20 protein-coding genes and 1 pseudogene are annotated in these 18,894 nt (G+C 39.8%); 10 read left to right on the top strand and 11 right to left on the bottom strand.

Annotated features, from left to right (window positions below; all coding sequences use genetic code 11):
• Positions 1-25 precede the first annotated feature (25 nt).
• The 4 genes and pseudogenes from obgE to HWE15_RS11695 form a co-directional block, all read right to left on the bottom strand.
• Positions 26-1,021: a GTPase ObgE gene (obgE, locus tag HWE15_RS11710; RefSeq protein WP_290507720.1), complete on the bottom strand. Its 996-nt coding sequence runs from the start codon at positions 1,019-1,021 to the stop codon at positions 26-28.
• 65 nt (positions 1,022-1,086) lie between these two features.
• On the bottom strand, positions 1,087-1,659 hold the full coding sequence (locus tag HWE15_RS11705) for an adenylate kinase (RefSeq protein ID WP_290507787.1): 573 nt from the start codon (positions 1,657-1,659) through the stop codon (positions 1,087-1,089).
• A gap of 42 nt (positions 1,660-1,701) precedes the next feature.
• Positions 1,702-2,211, bottom strand: a pseudogene (gene hpt / locus HWE15_RS11700) (hypoxanthine phosphoribosyltransferase); the annotation flags it as partial.
• Between the two features lie 2 nt (positions 2,212-2,213).
• Positions 2,214-3,122 carry an aminopeptidase gene (locus HWE15_RS11695; RefSeq protein WP_290507719.1) on the bottom strand — a complete coding sequence of 303 codons (909 nt, stop codon included), beginning with the start codon at positions 3,120-3,122 and terminating at the stop codon, positions 2,214-2,216.
• A 171-nt stretch (positions 3,123-3,293) separates the two neighbouring features.
• On the opposite strand from HWE15_RS11695, the gene HWE15_RS11690 reads away from it, so the two are divergent.
• The 5 genes from HWE15_RS11690 (at position 3,294) to HWE15_RS11670 (ending at position 8,107) form a co-directional block, all read left to right on the top strand.
• Positions 3,294-4,580, top strand: a complete 1,287-nt coding sequence (locus HWE15_RS11690) for an OmpA family protein (protein ID WP_290507718.1) — start codon at positions 3,294-3,296, stop codon at positions 4,578-4,580.
• Between the two features lie 119 nt (positions 4,581-4,699).
• A complete protein-coding gene (locus HWE15_RS11685; protein ID WP_290507717.1) occupies positions 4,700-5,992 on the top strand; it encodes an OmpA family protein in 1,293 nt (430 codons plus the stop codon).
• Positions 5,993-6,060: 68 nt separating this feature from the next.
• Positions 6,061-6,705, top strand: coding sequence for a uracil phosphoribosyltransferase (gene upp, locus HWE15_RS11680; protein WP_290507716.1), 645 nt, complete (start codon positions 6,061-6,063; stop codon positions 6,703-6,705).
• A 5-nt stretch (positions 6,706-6,710) separates the two neighbouring features.
• Entirely contained in the window at positions 6,711-7,652 is a 942-nt protein-coding gene (locus HWE15_RS11675) for a calcium/sodium antiporter (RefSeq protein ID WP_290507715.1), read from the top strand.
• Entirely contained in the window at positions 7,649-8,107 is a 459-nt protein-coding gene (locus HWE15_RS11670; RefSeq protein WP_290507714.1) for a hypothetical protein, read from the top strand. The genes HWE15_RS11675 and HWE15_RS11670 overlap by 4 nt, the downstream gene beginning before the upstream one ends.
• Here the strand turns inward: HWE15_RS11670 and sdaAA are convergent.
• Positions 8,096-9,004 (bottom strand): L-serine ammonia-lyase, iron-sulfur-dependent, subunit alpha, encoded by a 909-nt coding sequence (gene sdaAA / locus HWE15_RS11665; protein ID WP_290507713.1) that lies wholly within the window; start codon positions 9,002-9,004, stop codon positions 8,096-8,098. The two genes, HWE15_RS11670 and sdaAA, sit on opposite strands and share 12 nt — an antisense overlap.
• Before the next feature lie 134 nt (positions 9,005-9,138).
• Here sdaAA and HWE15_RS11660 point away from each other — a divergent pair, with 134 nt between their 5' ends.
• Entirely contained in the window at positions 9,139-9,873 is a 735-nt protein-coding gene (locus HWE15_RS11660) for a hypothetical protein (RefSeq protein ID WP_290507712.1), read from the top strand.
• Between the two features lie 54 nt (positions 9,874-9,927).
• On the top strand, positions 9,928-10,806 hold the full coding sequence (gene lipA, locus HWE15_RS11655) for a lipoyl synthase (protein ID WP_290507711.1): 879 nt from the start codon (positions 9,928-9,930) through the stop codon (positions 10,804-10,806).
• Between the two features lie 73 nt (positions 10,807-10,879).
• Here lipA and panB read toward each other — a convergent pair whose 3' ends face one another.
• The 4 genes from panB to HWE15_RS11635 are packed head-to-tail and all read right to left on the bottom strand — an operon-like array spanning position 10,880 to position 14,419.
• Positions 10,880-11,701 carry a 3-methyl-2-oxobutanoate hydroxymethyltransferase gene (gene panB, locus HWE15_RS11650; RefSeq protein WP_290507710.1) on the bottom strand — a complete coding sequence of 274 codons (822 nt, stop codon included), beginning with the start codon at positions 11,699-11,701 and terminating at the stop codon, positions 10,880-10,882.
• A gap of 6 nt (positions 11,702-11,707) precedes the next feature.
• On the bottom strand, positions 11,708-12,199 hold the full coding sequence (locus tag HWE15_RS11645; protein WP_290507709.1) for a phosphoribosyltransferase family protein: 492 nt from the start codon (positions 12,197-12,199) through the stop codon (positions 11,708-11,710).
• Between the two features lie 56 nt (positions 12,200-12,255).
• Entirely contained in the window at positions 12,256-13,182 is a 927-nt protein-coding gene (gene rsgA, locus HWE15_RS11640; RefSeq protein ID WP_290507708.1) for a ribosome small subunit-dependent GTPase A, read from the bottom strand.
• A gap of 1 nt (position 13,183) precedes the next feature.
• A complete protein-coding gene (locus tag HWE15_RS11635; protein WP_290507707.1) occupies positions 13,184-14,419 on the bottom strand; it encodes a glycosyltransferase N-terminal domain-containing protein in 1,236 nt (411 codons plus the stop codon).
• 167 nt (positions 14,420-14,586) lie between these two features.
• On the opposite strand from HWE15_RS11635, the gene HWE15_RS11630 reads away from it, so the two are divergent.
• Genes HWE15_RS11630 through HWE15_RS11620 form a run of 3 tightly spaced genes read left to right on the top strand, consistent with a single transcriptional unit; the run spans position 14,587 to position 16,447 of the window.
• A complete protein-coding gene (locus tag HWE15_RS11630; RefSeq protein WP_290507706.1) occupies positions 14,587-15,072 on the top strand; it encodes a low molecular weight protein-tyrosine-phosphatase in 486 nt (161 codons plus the stop codon).
• A complete protein-coding gene (locus tag HWE15_RS11625) occupies positions 15,065-15,937 on the top strand; it encodes a fructosamine kinase family protein (protein WP_290507705.1) in 873 nt (290 codons plus the stop codon). Before HWE15_RS11630 ends, HWE15_RS11625 begins: the two co-directional genes overlap by 8 nt.
• A 3-nt stretch (positions 15,938-15,940) precedes the next feature.
• Positions 15,941-16,447 (top strand): GNAT family N-acetyltransferase, encoded by a 507-nt coding sequence (locus HWE15_RS11620; RefSeq protein WP_290507704.1) that lies wholly within the window; start codon positions 15,941-15,943, stop codon positions 16,445-16,447.
• An 18-nt stretch (positions 16,448-16,465) separates the two neighbouring features.
• On the opposite strand, the gene HWE15_RS11615 is transcribed toward HWE15_RS11620, so the two are convergent.
• A complete protein-coding gene (locus HWE15_RS11615; RefSeq protein WP_290507703.1) occupies positions 16,466-17,572 on the bottom strand; it encodes a Gfo/Idh/MocA family oxidoreductase in 1,107 nt (368 codons plus the stop codon).
• Positions 17,573-17,597: 25 nt separating this feature from the next.
• Positions 17,598-18,893 carry an aspartate kinase gene (locus HWE15_RS11610; RefSeq protein WP_290507702.1) on the bottom strand — a complete coding sequence of 432 codons (1,296 nt, stop codon included), beginning with the start codon at positions 18,891-18,893 and terminating at the stop codon, positions 17,598-17,600.
• Position 18,894: the final 1 nt, after the last annotated feature.

The following is an 18,894-nucleotide window of genomic DNA, read 5'->3' as shown; positions in this document are numbered from 1 at the left end:
AGAATATTTCTGACAATCTGACACCTTAATTTGCCTGAATGGCCTGCCAAATCATGTCTTTTAACTTCTCCAAGTTGAATTGTGTCACAGAAGAAATAAATACATAGGGAATACCTTTCGGAACTTCAAGCTTCATTTCTTCCATTAATTCCTCATCCAATAAATCAGATTTGGAGACCGCCAGAAGTCTTTTTTTATCGAGGAGTTCGGGATTATATTTTTCCAACTCTCCCAATAAAATCTCATATTCTTTGGTAATATTTTCTGCATCTGCCGGGATGAGAAAAAGTAAAATCGAATTTCTTTCAATATGTCTTAAAAAACGGATCCCTAGTCCTTTTCCTTCAGCGGCTCCTTCGATAATCCCAGGAATATCCGCCATCACAAAAGATCGATCATCCCGATAGCTAACCACTCCTAGATTGGGAACCAAAGTGGTGAAAGGATAGTCCCCAATTTCTGGCTTGGCAGCGGAAAGGGCGGATAAAAGTGTAGATTTCCCAGCATTAGGAAATCCTACCAATCCCACATCAGCCAGTAATTTTAATTCTAATATTATCCACTCTTCAATACCAGATTCTCCAGGTTGGGCATAGTGAGGGGCTTGATTGGTCGAAGTTTTAAAATGATGGTTTCCCAATCCTCCACGTCCTCCCATCGTCAAAACAACCTCTTGGCCATCCTCAGTAATTTCAAAACGTTTCTCTCCAGTCTCAGCATCCTTAGCGACAGTCCCTAAGGGCACTTCCAAAATTACATCCTTCCCGTTTGCTCCCGTTCTTCTTCCACCCTCCCCAGGCTTACCTGCTTCAGCAATGACGTGCTTTTTATACTTAAGGTGCAACAAAGTCCAAAGCTGTGCATTACCCCGAAGAATAATGTGTCCTCCTCGACCTCCATCTCCCCCATCTGGCCCACCTTTAGGAACGTGTTTTTCCCTTCGGAAATGGAGGGACCCTGACCCTCCAGCACCTGAGCGGGAACAAAATTTTACGTAATCAATGAAATTTGAGTCTGCCATAGAAACAAAAAAGCTAAGCTTAAGGCTTAGCTCATTTTGGTGCAAAATTAAGGAAAATCAGCGACTTAAAAACTATCTACGACCTCACAGATCGCATTGAAGATTTCATCAATTTCCCCAACTCCGTAGATATTAGTAAACTTTCCTTGTTTTTCGTAGTAGGAAGCGACAGGCAAAGTTTCGTCCAGATAGACTTTTATTCGAGTTTGAATTTTCTGATCATCCTGATCATCTACCCTACCTGAGGTTTTCCCCCGCTCCTTGATTCGTTCTTTTAAAACTGGTTCAGGAACATCCAGCGCGATCATTCCTGCAATTTCCATGTTATGGCTTTCAAGCATTTTGTCCAGCGCTTCAGCTTGTGCAGTAGTTCTGGGAAACCCGTCAAAAATGAATCCTTGACTGTTTTCCGTCTCGGCGATTTTCTCCTCTACCATTCCAATTACTACTTCATCAGGAACCAATCTACCTTCATTCATATATTTCTGCGCTAACTTTCCAAGCTCTGTTCCTTCACCCAAATGCTTCCGGAATAAATCCCCTGTAGAAAGGTGCGTCAATCCATACTTTTTGATAAGTTTTTCACTTTGGGTGCCTTTGCCTGCACCTGGAGGGCCAAATAAGACGATGTTCCGCATCTTTATTTTGTTTGATTGAAAATCTACTAACTGGTATAATTCCGGGAGATTGCGACCGAGGTCATTGTAATCCAATCCGTAACCGAGGACAAATTTATTCGGAATTTCAAAACCGACATAATCGAGGTGGTAATTAAACCGAAAAGCTTCCGGCTTAAATAAAAATGTCGCAATTCGAACAGCCTTTGGATGAAATTTCTGAATTTCTCTCAAAAGGTAATCCATACTGATCCCGGTATCCACAATATCCTCTACAATGATGACCGTCTTTCCTGACAAATCATCATGAAAACCAGCAATCTGTTTTACTTCTCCTGTCGTCTGGGTTCCCTCATAGGAAGCAATTCTTAAAAAAGAAATTTCAAGCGGTAGATCAATGTGACGGCATAGATCTCCTAAGAATAGAAATGAACCCTTTAAAATCCCCAACAAGACCAGATTCTCACCTTGAAAGTCTTCAGTAATCTGTTTTCCTAGTTCTGATACCCGTTTTTGAATTTCTGATTGGGAGATAAACAACTCAAATTCCTTATCATGTATAATCTGGTTCATAATTAAAGATTTTTCATAAGGTACCGGTGCATGTCAATCATGTATGAAAGATCCAAAAGAGAAACCTTTTCATCAGGGGTGTGAACATTTTCTTCAGCAGCCCCTACAAAACACCAATCAATAGCATAGGGAGAAAATTGCACTTCTCTTCCATCGCTTCCTCCATATGCTTCCACTTCCAATTGAAAAGGAATCTGACTTTCTTTTACTAAGGAAATCAATCTTTTTAAAAATTTGCGTCTTGGAATAAATTTATCCCGCATGGAAATCACCACTCCATGATGAGGTTGGATACCATCTGTAATCCAAGTAATATCAGCTACCAAGGCTTGCTGGATTGGATAGTTTTCTTGAATAAATTTTAGTAAGAATGGCATACTTCCACCCCCATGTTCCTCATAGGTTGAAAAAATCACCCAACCATCTTCCAAAGTTTCACAAACTTTTAGCGCAGTATACAACCCTAAACGATTATCTAAATATGCAGCCTGGATGAATTGATCGTCAATCCTAATGTTTTGCTCAAATGAAAGATAAGTTCCACGATCAATTGCTCGAGGAAAATCATGAAATAATTGGTCTTCCTCCAGTTTCAAGTTAGCTCTTATTTCGCCCAAACTGTCTTCCCCTACCAAAACGGTATTTTCAACAAATTCAGGCCCTCCGACAGGAATCAATTGATTTTCATACCGAGACATAAAGCCGATCGTATCCATATGGGCAAACAAGGCAGTCGATGGCTTTCCAAACTTTAATAGAATACAGTCATGAAAATCATCCCCAGAATAGATTATTGGGCAAACTTTCCAAGTTTTCTTCCGTTTTTGGATATATGAAAGAAGGAATTTGGATATCTCGCTTTCATCACCGGAAACGCTTTGTTGTTTTAAAAGATCAAACAAAATTTTCATTCTGGCATTAATTATGTTAGATTTTGGAAGAAAATTCAAAAAATGCGATGGAAAATTTTAATCGTCTAATCGACAATTAAATAATTCATCTAGATTTGCAGTAAGTTAAAAGTTTATAAATTTGTGCTCACATCAATCAAACACTTAAAATTTGGACAAAAATTTTTTGTTATGAAAAAACTAATACTCTCATCTCTAGTTGCCGGAGCGCTTGCTTTCGGAGCTAATGCCCAAGAATTCGACAAATGGTCGCTTGAAGTTGGAGGAGGTTTTAATAAACCAATGGCTCCAATTGCAGGAGGATTCTTGTCTCCTACACTTAATCTCGGACACATCGAGTTCGGTGCACGTTACATGTTTAATGAAAAGTTTGGCATGAAGCTAGACTATGGTTTCGGTTCCATGCGTGAAGCAAGAGGTTCTGATTCTCAAAGTCCAGCATTTGACACTAAATACTTTAGACTAAACCTACAAGGTGTTGCCAACATCGGTAGAGTAATGAATTTTGAATCATTCAGCCGTTCATTTGGTCTTCTATTGCATGGTGGTGCGGGTATTGGTCTTGTAAATCCTGAATTGAATACTTTCAATGATTTCGACGACAATGTATATACCTTGATATTTGGTATTACTCCACAGTTGAAGCTTTCCAAGAATATTGCTTTGGTTGGTGATATTTCTACTATCTTGAATGGTCGTCAAACTGTTACTTGGGATGGATCCCAAGCGATCAGACCTTCTATAGACAACGGATTCTATGGAGCTAACGGAACTTGGTGGACTGGTACATTAGGACTTAACTTCTACCTAGGGTCTCAAGAAGAACATGCAGACTGGTATATCGCTGCTGACAAGTATGCAACTAAGGAAGAACTAGCTTCTCAGATCAACGGTATTAAAGATATGTTGAAGGATTCTGATGGTGACGGTGTTCCTGATTACCTAGATAAAGAACCAAATACTCCAGCTGGAGCAAGAGTTAATTCTACTGGAACTACACTTGATTCTGATGGTGACGGAACCCCAGATCATATGGATAACTGTCCATTCCAGCCAGGTCCTGCTTCTACCAATGGATGTCCTGTAGTAGAAGAAAGAGAAGAAGTTGATTACTTGAAGAAGGCTATCAATGATGGATATGTTAACGTTTACTATGCATTTGATAGTGCTAAGCCACTTGGATACTCCGTAAGTGCTGCAAACTATGTTGCTAACTTCTTGAAGAGAAACCCTGGTGTTAGCGTAGAAATCAAAGGATATGCTGACGAGTTAGGGCCAGAAGATTATAACATCAAGCTCTCTGAAAGAAGAGCTAAGGCAGTATACGATTTGATGGTGGCTGCTGGTGTAGATGCATCTAGACTATCCTATAAAGGATATGGTGAAGATACAAGCGTAGATAAGGATTCTGCCGATGCAAGACAAATGGCAAGGAGAGCTTCTTTCGAAGTGAAATAAATTCTTCGCTCTTAAAAATTTAAATCCCGCTCAATGAGTGGGATTTTTTTTGCTTCCTACTAGGATAAAAATAAAATCGATACTTTTGATTCATCATCCTTTCAATCAAGTTACATCATATGAAAAAGTTTTGTTTTGTTGCTTTTTTAGCATTAGGGATTAGTCAAATCTCCTATGCTCAAAAAGAATTCAATCGATGGTCGTTAGAAGTAAATGGAGGCTTCAACAAATCTATGGGACCTCTAACCCCAGGATATTTCTCTCCTACTCTCAACATAGGTCATGCTGATTTAGGAGCTAGATTCATGTTCAATGAATATTTTGGATTAAAAGGGGATTTTGGTTTCGGAAAATTCAATGAAGTAGCCGGAGAAAGCCCTGAATTCACAACCAACTATATAAGAGCGAACGCCCAAATGGTCATGAATGCAGGTCGGATGCTAAATTTTGAAAAATTTTCAAGAAAACTAGGTTTGCTAGCACATTTTGGGACAGGATTTGGAAGATTGAGTTATGAACAAACTATTTACAATCAAGAAGCCGATTACGTTTATAACATTATTTCAGGAATTACTACCCAGTATAAGCTTACAGAGCATTTAGCTTTAACTGGAGATATTACTTATATCCATAACGGTCGACAGACATACACCTTTGACGGAAATAGCTATAATGCCTCCGTTCAGCCAAACCCTCCAGCAAACCCTTTTGTCCACGCTCCTGGGGGATGGTGGACCGGAACAATTGGCTTAAACTTCTATTTAGGATCTCAAGAAGAGCATGCAGACTGGTACATTGCCGCAGATAAGTATGCAACAAAAGAAGAGCTTGCAACTCAAATTGGTGAAATCAAGGATATGTTGAAGGACTCTGATGGAGATGGAATTCCTGATTATTTAGACAAAGAACCCAATACTCCAGCTCAAGCCAGAGTGAACTCTTTTGGTATAACTTTAGATTCAGATAGCGATGGATTGCCAGACCATGAAGACAACTGCCCTTTTCTACCTGGACCTAGTTCTAATAGAGGTTGCCCAATTGAAGAAATTGCAAACCCTGTAGATTATCTTCAAAAAGCAATTGATGATAATTACTTGAACGTTTATTTCGCGTTTGATTCTTCCAAGCCACTTCAGTTCTCTGTTTCAGCTGTACAGTTTGTTTCAAACTTCTTGAAAAAGAACCCAGGAACATCACTAGAAATAAAAGGCTATGCTGATGAATTGGGGTCTGAAGATTACAACATTAAACTTTCAGAGCGAAGAGCAAAAGCTGTTTACGATTTACTCATTGCCTCAGGTATTGATGCTGGCAGGCTAACCTATAAAGGTTACGGAGAGGACACAAGTGTTGACAAAAATTCCCCAGATGCTCGACAACTTGCGAGGAGAACTTCTTTTGAAATAAAATAATCAACCAACCTACTATTTGAAAAACCCAGCCTTTCCTAAAGCTGGGTTTTTTCTATTAAATTCGTCTTATGTTTGTTTTAGCCGACACACCTTCCATTGCCAATCAATTTCTATCGGAACTTAGGGATGTAAATATCCAGAAAGACGCGATGCGGTTTCGATTAAATCTTAAACGACTTGGCGAAATTTTGGCTTATGAGATCTCCAAAAATCTCAACTATAAAATTGAATCTATTCAAACGCCTTTGATAAAAACCAACGCCCTTCGATTGGACGAAAAAATTGTGTTAATCACTGTATTAAGGGCGTCTCTCCCCTTCTATCAGGGATTTTTAGAATTTTTTGATTCAGCAGAAAATGGCTTTATCGGAGCTTTCCGATCAGAGGAATCCAAAGAATCAATAGAAATCCATCTAGGATATTGTGCAAGTCCATCAATTGAAGGTAAAACACTAATCCTGGCGGACCCAATGTTGGCTACAGGAAAATCTTTTATAAGCTCCATTCAAAGTCTTTTAAAAAATGGGACTCCAAAAAAAATCCACATAGCTTGTGCCGTCGCAGCCCCGGAAGGGATAAAATACATTCAAGAAAATCTTTCCATTCCTCACCAATTTTGGATTGGAGCTGTAGACAATGGTTTAAATGAGCATTCTTACATCCTACCAGGTTTGGGAGATGCTGGAGACCTAGCCTTTGGTCCTAAATTATAATCTTTATGTCTGCATATTTTCTTTTAGCTCTTGGGTTAATCATCCTTTTATTAGGAGGGAAATTTCTGGTAGATGGAGCTTCCGGAATTGCAGTTAAACTAGGAATGAGTGCTGGGTTAATTGGGTTAACAATAGTTGCTTTTGGGACTTCTGCACCTGAGCTCCTCGTAAGTGTCAACGCTGCACTTAAAGGAAATAGCGACATTTCCATAGGTAATGTCGTCGGATCAAATATTGCCAACATTGGCCTGGTATTAGGACTAAGTGGCATCTTTTATCCTATCAAAATCAGTAGAAGACTCATCCGATTTGAATATTTAATCACACTTGCTGTCACCCTTCTTTTTTTATTCGTCAGTTTGAATAGAAACGTTGAGCGATGGGAAGGGATTGTTTTATTTACCCTATTTATCATTTTTAATTTTTACCTTTTTTGGCTAGAGAAAAAAGGAGCTGCTGAGCAATTCAAAGAAGTAGAAGAGGAAATCGAGCAAGTTAAAAAACTGTCTTGGTGGATGGCTGTGGGGCTTTTTCTTATTGGAATTGTAGGCCTTTATTTTGGCTCAGAGCTTTTAGTGGAAAACGCTGTCCTTATTTCACGAAACTATGGGGTTCCTGAACGAATCATCGGTGTAACCATTATTGCAATAGGAACAAGTCTTCCTGAATTAATCACCTCTGTCATGGCTGCTATCGCAAAAGAAACCGATATGGCCCTTGGAAATATTTTAGGAAGTAACATCATGAATATTCTTTCCATTATTGGATTGACAGCAATCATTCAACCTATTTCCGTTGCTGATGCATTCATCAATGTGGACTTCTGGTGGATGATCGGAATCACCATATTATTATTTCCTCTAATGAGAACTAAAATGCAGATTTCGAAACTCGAGGGATCCATCTTATTGTTTGCCTATTGCGCTTACTTATTCTTCCTGCTATGAGTGAATCGATTATTAGCCTTTTGGGAATCTATTTCTTAGGTTATTTCAAGTTCATTGCTGGACCAGTACTTGCTCCAGCTGCTGGATTTGGAGTCAGTACAACCATCTTGGTAACCGTAGCCAGCATGATGTCGAGCGTGTTCATTTTTACTCTTATCGGCAAAAAATTCAAGGAAAAACTATTGTTACGAATTCGAAAGCAAAAACCGGTATTTACCCCTAGGAATAGGAAGATCGTAAGCATTTGGAAAAAATACGGGGAAATAGGAATTGCGTTTTTTACTCCACTGATTTTTACTCCAATAGGAGGTACCCTGATTTTAGTATCATTTGGAAGTAAAAAACGCAAAATCTATTTTCATATGTTTTGGAGTGCGCTTTTTTGGGCGACTATTTTCAGTTTGACAATAGACCAATTACTTCAAATCCCACTTTTGAACAGTCTATTCGGGTAACTCCTCATCAGGCAAAATCTCAATATCCTGTATTAAAACTCGATTTGAAATTTCTTGACCTGTAAGTGTTGCCGCCAATCCTCCCAGGGCAGTCTCTTTGTATCGACTTTCCATAGAAGCACCTATTTCACCCATTGCCTCTATGCATTCATCTACAGGAATTACTGCATCGACACTGGCAAGAGCTATTTGAGCAGAGCTAAATGCAATACTTGCAGCACTGGCATTTCGAACTACGCAAGGAACTTCAACCAATCCTGCTACTGGATCACAAACTAATCCAAGCATACATTGAATGGTAATTGCTACCGCATTGAAAACTTGATCAACTGATCCTCCAAGACAATAAACAATCGCTCCCGCTGCCATCGCCGCAGCAGAACCCGTCTCTGCCTGACAACCTCCTACAGCTCCTGCTAAACTGGCCTTTTGCTCTATAATCAAGGCAATTCCTGCCCCAACTAATAAGCCCTTGATAATTTGATCATCAGTCAATTCATGTATTTCCTGCAAGGTCACCATCGTACCTGGTAAAATCCCTGAGGCTCCCGCGGTTGGTGCTGCTACCACCCTTCCCATACAAGAATTAACTTCCTTAGCTGCCAAAGCTCTAGAAATCAGCTTTTGGAACTCTGGAGACAAAACCGTCAAGGGATGATTAAAAACTTTTTTTGCACCATTATCAATCATCCCTGAGCGAGACTTCATATCTTTTTCAAGTCCTGTATGCACAGCCTCCTTCATGACCTGATAAGCATGCAAAAGTCCCTCATGAACTTTTTCAGGTGTAGCTCCCTTTTGTTCGCACTCATATCCTATCACGGATTCATCAAGACTTTCACTATGGGATTCACAGTAAGCCTTCCATTCTTTGAAGCTTGTAAATAAAAAACACATTGATATTTGGGTTTATTTTTATCTGGCTAGCTGAACCCGAAAATTCATTTAACCTTCTTTTTATCACGAGTCTAAACTCTTACTTTTAAAATCAGTTTAATACTTTAACCAAAAATAGGTTAATATTTCCTCATATGAAGTTTCTAAAAACAATATTGCTTGTTGGAATCAGCTCCGTTTTATTTTTGTCGGAAGCCTTTGCCCAGCGGGAAGATGCCGGGAATTACGAATATGACAAGGAATACGTTTTCGGCTTGAATAAAAACACCAATGGAGGACTAATCGGAGGATTATTTTTTAAAGTTGGAACCAGAATTACTGATGAACAATTCAGTTTTTTTTCCTTAGAACTTTCCAATGTCAAAAACCCTAAAGAGGTACGATACAACACGGTACTTGGCAACAGCTATATTTTCGGAAAATCCAATTACCTCTATTCGATTCGCCCACAATATGGACGAGAAGTGATCCTTTTTAAAAAGGCTCCGAATCAAGGAGTTCAGGTCTCTGCTTTAGCAGCTGTTGGTCCAAGCCTTGGGCTTATTGCCCCCTACTACATTGAGTATGCGATTAATCGCTTGGAGACAGTACGTGAGCAATACAATCCTGAGGTTCATCAAAGCAGATTCAATATTCTGGGCACTGGACGCTTATTTGAAGGTTTAGGAGAATCTGAATTAGCCATTGGAGCCAATGTGAAAGCAGCTGTAAATTTGGAATTTGGAGTATTCCGAAGTAATGTGACCGGTTTGGAACTTGGTTACATGATTGAAGGTTTCACGAAGGAAATACCATTAATTCCGACAACAGAAAATAGACAGCTTTTTCAGTCTGTCTATTTTACCTTCTATTATGGGTTCCGGAAATAAGCAGCTGGTTTTTCCCAGAAATAGACCTAATTTTGACCTGAAAATTCTAATGACATGATCGAACTACCCGTAATTTCAGAAGAAGCTACTCGAAGAAAAAAGCCAGATTGGCTCCGAGTTAAACTTCCAGTGGGTAAAGAATATGCTAAAGTTCGCAAACTCGTAGACCAACATAAACTTCATACGATCTGCGAAAGCGGTAATTGCCCAAACATGGGTGAATGCTGGGGAGCAGGTACGGCAACTTTCATGATTTTAGGAAATGTTTGTACCCGATCTTGTTCCTTCTGTGCAGTAGCAACTGGAAGACCCCCTGAGTATGATCAAGATGAACCTCGCAGAGTAGCAGAGGCCATTAAATTAATGGGGGTGAAGCATGCTGTAATAACTTCGGTAAATAGAGATGAGTTGAAAGATCGGGGTGCCGAAATTTGGTATCAAACGGTCGTTCAGACAAAAGAATTATCACCCGAAACTACCATCGAAACTCTAATCCCGGACGTGAAAGCAAATTGGGATGCGCTTTACAGAATGATTAGCGGTGGTCAAGAAGTGGTTTCTCACAACATGGAAACTGTTGAGAGTCTTTACCGACGGGTTCGCCCACAGGCGAAATATGCAAGGTCCCTAGAACAGATCAAACTTACCAAAGAATACGGTAAACGAACTAAAACCGGCATCATGCTGGGATTGGGAGAAACCAAAGAGGAAGTTTACAAAGCTATGGACGATCTCGTCGCCCATGGTTGCGATATTTTAACTTTGGGCCAATACTTACAGCCTACGAAAATGCACATAGAGGTAGCTGAATTTATTCACCCAGATTTATTTGATCATTACCGTGAAGAGGGATTAAGGAGAGGGTTGAAATATGTAGAGTCCGGTCCGCTTGTCCGCTCTTCTTACCATGCCGAGCGTCACGTAAACGTATAAATCTAAAAGCCATCTATTTAAAGATGGCTTTTTTTATGATAGGTAAATGTGTAAAAAGAAAAAAAGCTACCGATTAGTAGCTTTCAGATTCATTCGGGAATTTTCTTTCCTTGACGTCCTTAATATAATTTTGAAAGGCATCCGTCATAATAAACTGTAAATCTGCGTATTGACGTAAAAACCGGGGTTTGAATTCTTGCGTTATCCCCAGCATATCGTGCATGACCAAAACTTGACCATCGACATCAGGACCAGCACCTATTCCAATCACCGGGATTCGAACACTTTCTGCAACTTTTTTGGCTAAGGATGCAGGGATTTTCTCAAGTACAATGGCGAAACATCCGCATTCTTCAAGCAACTTGGCATCCTCCAATAATTTTTGAGCTTCTGCCTCTTCTTTAGCTCGAACCGTATAGGTCCCAAATTTATAAATAGATTGAGGAGTGAGCCCCAAATGCCCCATAACAGGTACCCCTGCACTCAAAATCCTGCTTACTGATTCTTTGATTTCTGAACCACCTTCAACCTTTACCGCATGGGCTCCTGACTCTTTCATGATCCGAATAGCAGACCGTAAAGCCTCTGAACTATTTCCCTGATAGTGACCGAAAGGAATGTCAACCACAATAAATGCGCGCCCCACTGCTCGGACTACAGAAGACGCATGGTAAATCATCTGATCCAACGTAATCGGCAAAGTCGTTTCGTGACCCGCCATGACATTGGAGGCAGAATCACCGACCAAAACAATATCAATTCCGGCTCGATCCACAATTTTTGCCATGGAATAATCATAGGCAGTCAACATTGAAATCTTTTCTCCCCTATCTTTCATTTCCTGAAGGATATGGGTGGTCACTCGTTTTATCGGAGACTTTGCGTGAACTGACATAGAAAATTAAAGAAGGTGTACTGAATATTGGGATCCTGAAAGGTCTACCTGAATATGTTCATTAAGCGTAGTGGCAAGCTCATAACCTGTATAATCAGGTCGTAGCGGAAAAAGGCCATGAGCACGATTTACCAAAACAGCCAATTCCATTTTACTAATATCTTCCTCCAAAAAAGGCTTCATTGCATACGCTACTGTCCGCCCTGTATTGAGAACATCATCGACAAGAATTAAACTTTTCCCACTTAAATCTAGCTCTCGGGAAAGGGAAATCTTAGATTGGGATATATTAGACTTATCTAGCTTCACTTCCAGTTCTTCAACCGAAAGGTCTGAAATCGTTCTAAGTTCACTTGCAAGAAGGTTGGAAAGGATCAAGCCCATACCTGATACCCCTGCAAACACAACTCCTGCAGTTTGGAGATTTCGTTCATAAATCTCATAAGCCATTCGAGTGACTTTTTTTCGGATTTGCTTATCGTTGAGAACTTCGCTCATGTGTTATAAATCTTCTTGAAAATTAGGCCTATTTGGATTGTCATCAAAATTCTATCCTATCGATGGCTATCTTCCTCATGTAAAATATTCAAATAACTCATATACCGGCTAGGATGAATCAAACCTTCCTCTAATTTTTGCCGCACCATACATCCCGGTTCGTTGACATGCCGACAATTATGAAATTTGCATTGACCTAGAAAAGCACGCATTTCAGGAAAATAATGCGAAAGTTCATTTTCTTCAATATCCAAAATCCCAAATTCTTTAATTCCCGGTGTATCAATTAAATCCCCACCCCAAGGCAATTCAAATAACTCGGCGAAGGTAGTGGTGTGAACCCCCTTGCTACTGAATTTAGAAACTTGTTGAGTAGGCTGAGAAGCTTTCGGGATCAGTTTATTGAGCAAGGTGGACTTTCCAACTCCGGAATGTCCTGAAATCAACGTTGATTTCCCCTCTAAAAGAGCTCTGAAAGAAGCGGAAAGGTCCTCATCTTCCGAAGCAGAAATTTCAAGGATGGAATATCCCAAAGGCTCATATATCTCATGTAAATCCTTCAGCCACTTCTTCCCCTTTTCAGTCTCGCCATACAAATCCATTTTATTGACAACGAGTATTGCTGGAATCCTAAAACTCTCTGTACTGACCAAAAACCGATCAATAAACCCAAAGGAAGTTCGGGGCTGCTCCATCGTTATTAACAGCATGGCTTGATCCAGATTGCTGGCGATGATATGTGAAAAATGTTGCTTCCGAGTAGATTTCCTTATTACATAATTTTCTCTTGGCAGAATAGCCCGAATGACAGCTGTTGGTTGCCCAACTTCAGCATCCATTTCCACCCAATCTCCAACCGAAATAGGATTGGTCAGCTTCAAATCATCCTGCTTAAATTTGCCTTTTAATCTAGCCTGAATGATCTGTTCGTCGACCCGAACGGAATACCAACTCCCAGTAGATTTAATTACTCTGCCTTTCATTTCATCGCAAGTTAGTAGTAAAATCGAAGATTTTTTGAGCGACACCACGATTGGACTGAACCCATTCTCTCGCTGATTTTTGGCTAACCCCATAAAATTCCTCGATCTCTAAACGACGAAAATAGGCTTCTAATTCCTCATAATTTTGAACTTGAAACCCACAACCACGTTCCCTCGCTTCCTCAGCTTCTGGAAATTTTCCAGCTTTTCGGACTTTACCAAATATTACCGGAACCCCAAAACCGATGGGCTCTAAAATATTGTGTAGACCAGTTCCAAAGGCACCTCCTACATAAGCTATGTAGGCATATTGATAAAGAGATGCTAACATTCCAATGGTATCCACGAACAGAACGGAAGCCGCTTGCTCATGATTCCACTCAGTAAAAAATTGGGTGGATAATGTAATTTTCTCCTTCCATTCCTTCATAGGATTCTTATCCATACTATGTGGCGCTATGATCCAACGAAATTCTGGGTGAGCATTGATTAGGGGAATCAATAAGGCCATGTCCTCTTCCCATACTGACCCTAAAACGATAACCTTTTTATTTTCAATCCACTTTTTGATTTCGGGATAGTTTTGTGGAGCCTGAGCTCTTGCCCACACTCGATCAAATCGGGTATCTCCTACCCATGAAAATTTGGAATAGCCGATTTGTGCTAATAATGACCCGCTCTTTTCATTTTGAGTAAAAATATGATCAAAGAAAAAAAGAGACTTTCTGAAAAACCCAGCTCTTCTAAAATATATCTGATCCTCTCTAAAACTTGCCGAAATCAAAAAGAGAGGAATTTTACGTCTTGAGGTTTCGCTCAAAAATTGATGCCAAAGATCATACTTCACAAAAAAGGCTTGGCTTGGTTGGATGATATCCAAAAACCGACGTGCATATTTCTTTCGGTCTAAAGGCAAATAGGTAATTGCATCTACTTGCCCGTCTTTTTTCCTTGCAAGGGGAATATATCCTGAAGGTGAAAAGAAGCTCACTAAAATCACCGTATCTGGCTCTTTGGTTTTCCATAATTCAATAAGAGGTTTGGCTTGCTCAAACTCCCCTAAAGAGGCAACATGAAACCAAACCAAATTGCCAGGATGGTTTTCACGAAATTGAATTAAGCTATCAAATAGTCCCTTTCTGCCTATATAAAATGCTTTTACCTTTGAAGAAAAAAGGGCAGCCAGTGGTAATAAGCCATCAATAATCCAAAGCAAAATGTGGTAGAACCAAACCATAGCTAAAATTAGCTTTTATCCCTTTAACTCAAGGCTACCATTAGGGTCAAACTCCCAATTCTCAATTTTTTTCAAAAAATGAATACACATTTTGTTGATTCAGCTCAAAAATTTCTATTTTCAAAGTTACCGTTTTTATCGAGTTCAAAGCGTATCGAAATTTTGTAATGATTAAAGTATTATTTGTTTGTCTGGGAAATATTTGCAGATCTCCTTTGGCTGAGGCAATTTTCAACCATAAGGTCAAAAATCTGGGTCTTCAGCCTTACTTCAAAAGTGATAGTGCTGGGACTTCAGACTACCACATTGGAGAACTACCTGATGAGCGAACTATCCGCTGTGCCCAGTCCAATAAAATTGATATCAACCACCGAAGTAGGCAAGTGAACCGTGTGGATTTTCGAGAATTCGATTACATTTTGGCTATGGATCAGCAAAACCTCCAAAACCTTAATCAAATGAAAACGAAATATGGTTTCGGGGAAAAAGAAATATATCTGATTCGTGATTTTGTCGAAGGCAGTCAAGGGCAACCGGTACCAGACCCTTATTATGGAGGTGAAGAAGGTTTTCATGAAATCTTCCAAATTCTCGACGAAGCGATTGGTCATTTTTTAAATACGATCCAGGAACGTCATCGCATTTATGCTTGACCTCAACGGGATCTACGAACAAGTACTTTTTGAAAGCCTAGGTCCCATGGCAGAGTTTAAATCTGCCAATTTAATTGCTGCAGGAAATCATAATCAAGGAATTCAACTCAGCAGTTCCGAAGGCATCTTTTTCCTAAAATTGAATTTTGATCATGAAAAAGATATCCTTGTCCGAGAAGCTCAGGGTCTGGATTTACTTCGAAATTCAACCTTTTTAAAGGTTCCAGAAGTTTTTGGATTTGGAAGAATTGAGGATTACAATTACCTACTTACTGAATTTATTGAGGGAGGAAGAAAAGCTCCAAATTATTGGGAAAATCTAGGAATTGGCTTGGCCCATCTTCACCTTACTCAGCAAGAATTTTTCGGTTTAGATCATGATAATTTTATCGCTTCTCTTTATCAAAAAAATCTTCATACAACTAATTGGCTTGATTTCTTTATTGAACAACGGCTAGAACCGCTACTTGGAAAAGCATATTTCGACCGACTCATTCCTTTGGAATTCCTCAAAAAATTCCAGGAAATATATCCCAAACTAAAAGATTTATTTCCTGAAGAAGCACCTTCACTTGTCCATGGAGATCTATGGTCAGGCAATGTAATAATTCATGAAGATGGTCAACCTTGCCTAATTGATCCGGCTGTGTATTTTGGTCACCGGGAAATGGATATTGCTTTCAGTAGGCTTTTTGGAGGCTTTGACTCCCAATTTTACGATGCTTATTCATCCGTTTTCCCACTAAAGCCCGGCTTTGAAGCACGAATGGGGGTTTACAACCTCTATCCCTTGTTGGTTCACCTCAACTTATTTGGAACTGCCTACCTTCCCGGTATCGAAAAGATTGTCAACCGATTTCAATAATGAATGAATTTAGAAATCCGAAATTTCAGTACCGCTGATTGCGAACCTATCCTCGCTATCATCAACGATTCCATAGAAAATACCTCCCACAACTATGACTATTTTCCAAAAACTTTGGAGGAGGTCCAGCATAATTTTCAGGAAAAACTCCAAAGTGGGTTTCCTATACTTGTAGGAACTTTGGAAGGAAAAGTCTGTGGCTTTGCGACGTATGGAAAATTTAGAGCCAAACCCGGCTATAACCGTACTCTTGAGCATACCATTTATTTGAATGCTGAAGCACAAGGAAAAGGATTAGGAACAAACCTAATGAAGCAACTCATCGGAATAGCCAAATCTCAAGGATACCATGTAATGATTGCTGGTATGGACTCCGAAAATACAGGGAGCTTTCGCTTTCACGAGCGACTGGGATTTCGGGAAGTAGCGCGAATTCCAGAAGTCGCTTTCAAATTTAACAAGTGGCTAACACTGGTTTTTATGCAGTTAATTCTTGATGAAAACAAATAAAGCGCCCTTTCATATCGTTTAGACCAACATTACTTTTTCACCTGTTCGAACTGCTTTATAAATCGCATCTATAATTACCATATCCCGCAATCCTTCAGCTCCATCCACCGGAATAATGGGTTTTTTTCCCTCCAAAATAATTTGAGCCATTTCATCCATTTGAGTAGTTTGATGCGTAATGTGTTCCGCTTCAATCGGACCCTTGTTGGTCCATGCCTGAATAGGCCCATAACCGGTAGAAGGCTGCATCTCTGCAAAGCCTTTCGTTCCGTTTAAGAAAAATTTATCGAGATTATTGAGTGAATAAGTAGAAAGACAAGAAGCCACAGCACCGGAAGGGAAGCCCATTTGAAAAGTAATGGTTTCATCTACTCCTTCTTTAAACTTAATGGGATCTGTTTTCACCTCCTGAGCAGTGACCCAAATAGGTTCTTCCCCTAACATATACCGCGCCCCATTTACAGAATAAATCCCAATATCCATCATAGAACCACCGCCTGCCAATTCCTTATTCAGCCTCCATTGATTGGGATCCCCAATAATAAATCCGCTTAAACCTTGGAAAAACAGTGTTTTCCCAAATTCACCAGCCCGCTGTCTTCGTACGACTTCCAAGGTCTTCGCCTCAAAATGCATCCGATAACCAACCAATAAATGAACCCCTGCACTTTTACATGCCGCTACCATTTCCTTTGCTTCAGCAGCATTTAATGCCATGGGCTTTTCACAAATCACATGCTTGCCTGCTTGAGCCACTCGGATAGCATAGGGCTTATGAAGTGAATTTGGAGTAATAACGTAGACTGCATCAATATCTGGGTTATCCTTTATCTGATCAAAATTTTCATAGTTGTAGCAATTCTTTGCTGGAATCCCATATTTCTCTTTCCAACTTTCAATTTTTGAGGGAGTTCCACTGACCACGCCAACAAGTTTAGCTCGCTTGCAATCTCGCATGGCCTCTGCAACCCTAGTTCCATAGCTGCCCAAGCCCATAATAGCTACCCGAAGAATTTTATCTTCCTTCGAAAAAACAGATCCTGAGAAACTTTCTGCAAAAGGTAAATTGACAGCTGCTAATGTGGTTAAACCTGCCTTCTGGATAAATTGCCTTCGAGTTTGCATGAGATGTAGAGTTTGATGAACTGTATTAAGTTACTAAACTTTTTGATGGACTGGAAGATTTTCGGCGAACCGCTTGAAAGGTGTTTCGCGTTGATTGTTCCAATAACACCTCATAACCCTGCAAGTAATCAGAGGGATCAAGAGATTTATGATTTAAAATTGTTAGCAGCTCGAGGTCTTGATTAAATCGTATTTCAAAGTCCTTTTTCAATCCTGATAGCAATTTTTCCAATTTAAACAGCTCATTATCAATCACTACCGAAACACTGATTGCAGAAAGCTGCAGCATATTTACTCTCAATTTTAGATTTTTGATTTCTTCATAAATCTGGTGAATATGGGCTTCCCCGATAAATGCAAAATCTGTGACCTTAAAGGTGATAAGGATTTGGTTTCTTTTTAAAATCAAAGAAGGAACTTCTTGATGACCTGCTTTTTGATGAATCTTCGTCCCCGAGGCATCGGGATCCAAAAATGATTTGACATAAAGAGGAATCGAATGATTCGCCAAGGGCCGAATGGTCTTGGGATGGATAACTGAGGCTCCAAAATAAGTCATCTCAGCAGCTTCTTTATATCCCAATTCATCAAATTTCTGGGTCAATGGAAAAATTTTTGGGTCCGCATTGAGAACACCCGGCACATCTTTCCAAATGGTAACCGACCCTGCCTGGAGACAGGCAGCCAAAATTGCAGCAGTAAAGTCCGAACCTTCTCTACCCAGCGTGGTCGTTTTACCCTTTCTATCCCTACCAATAAAACCTTGTGTAAGCACTGGATATTGTTCTAAAAGGGGATTTAATATCCGTAAACTTTTTCTTTTGGTTGCCTCCCAATTGATTTGAGCGAATCGAAAATCCGAGGAAGTTTGAATCACTTCTCGTGCATCCTGCCAGACAACTACCAATCCTTGGCTACATAGATATTCGGCAATGATTCGTGTAGAAATCAACTCTCCAAAAGAAACAATTTGATCATACGCTTCATCATAATTCCGCGGTTCGATCGAATACTGAAGTTGATGATAGAGTTGGGTAAACAGATTCTCAATCCGTGCATGAACAGGATGATCAGTTGGAAATAATTCCTGGCAAAGCGCTACATGAAACTCTTTCAAAATTGTATATTCTTTAGAATAATTTAATTCCTCCATTCGAAGGCGAATCAAATCTTCTAAAGCATTCGTAGTCTTTCCCATCGCGGAAATAACCAAAACTGTCCGTTTTCGCAATCGATTACGCAAAATTTCAGTTAAGTTTTTAATGGATTTGGCATCTTTCACAGAAGCTCCACCAAATTTGAATATGATTGTTTTTGTCATT

It is taken from the genome of Algoriphagus sp. (genome assembly GCF_013373065.1).
Lineage (GTDB): Bacteria > Bacteroidota > Bacteroidia > Cytophagales > Cyclobacteriaceae > Algoriphagus.
This window is presented reverse-complemented; position numbering and strand designations above follow the sequence as displayed.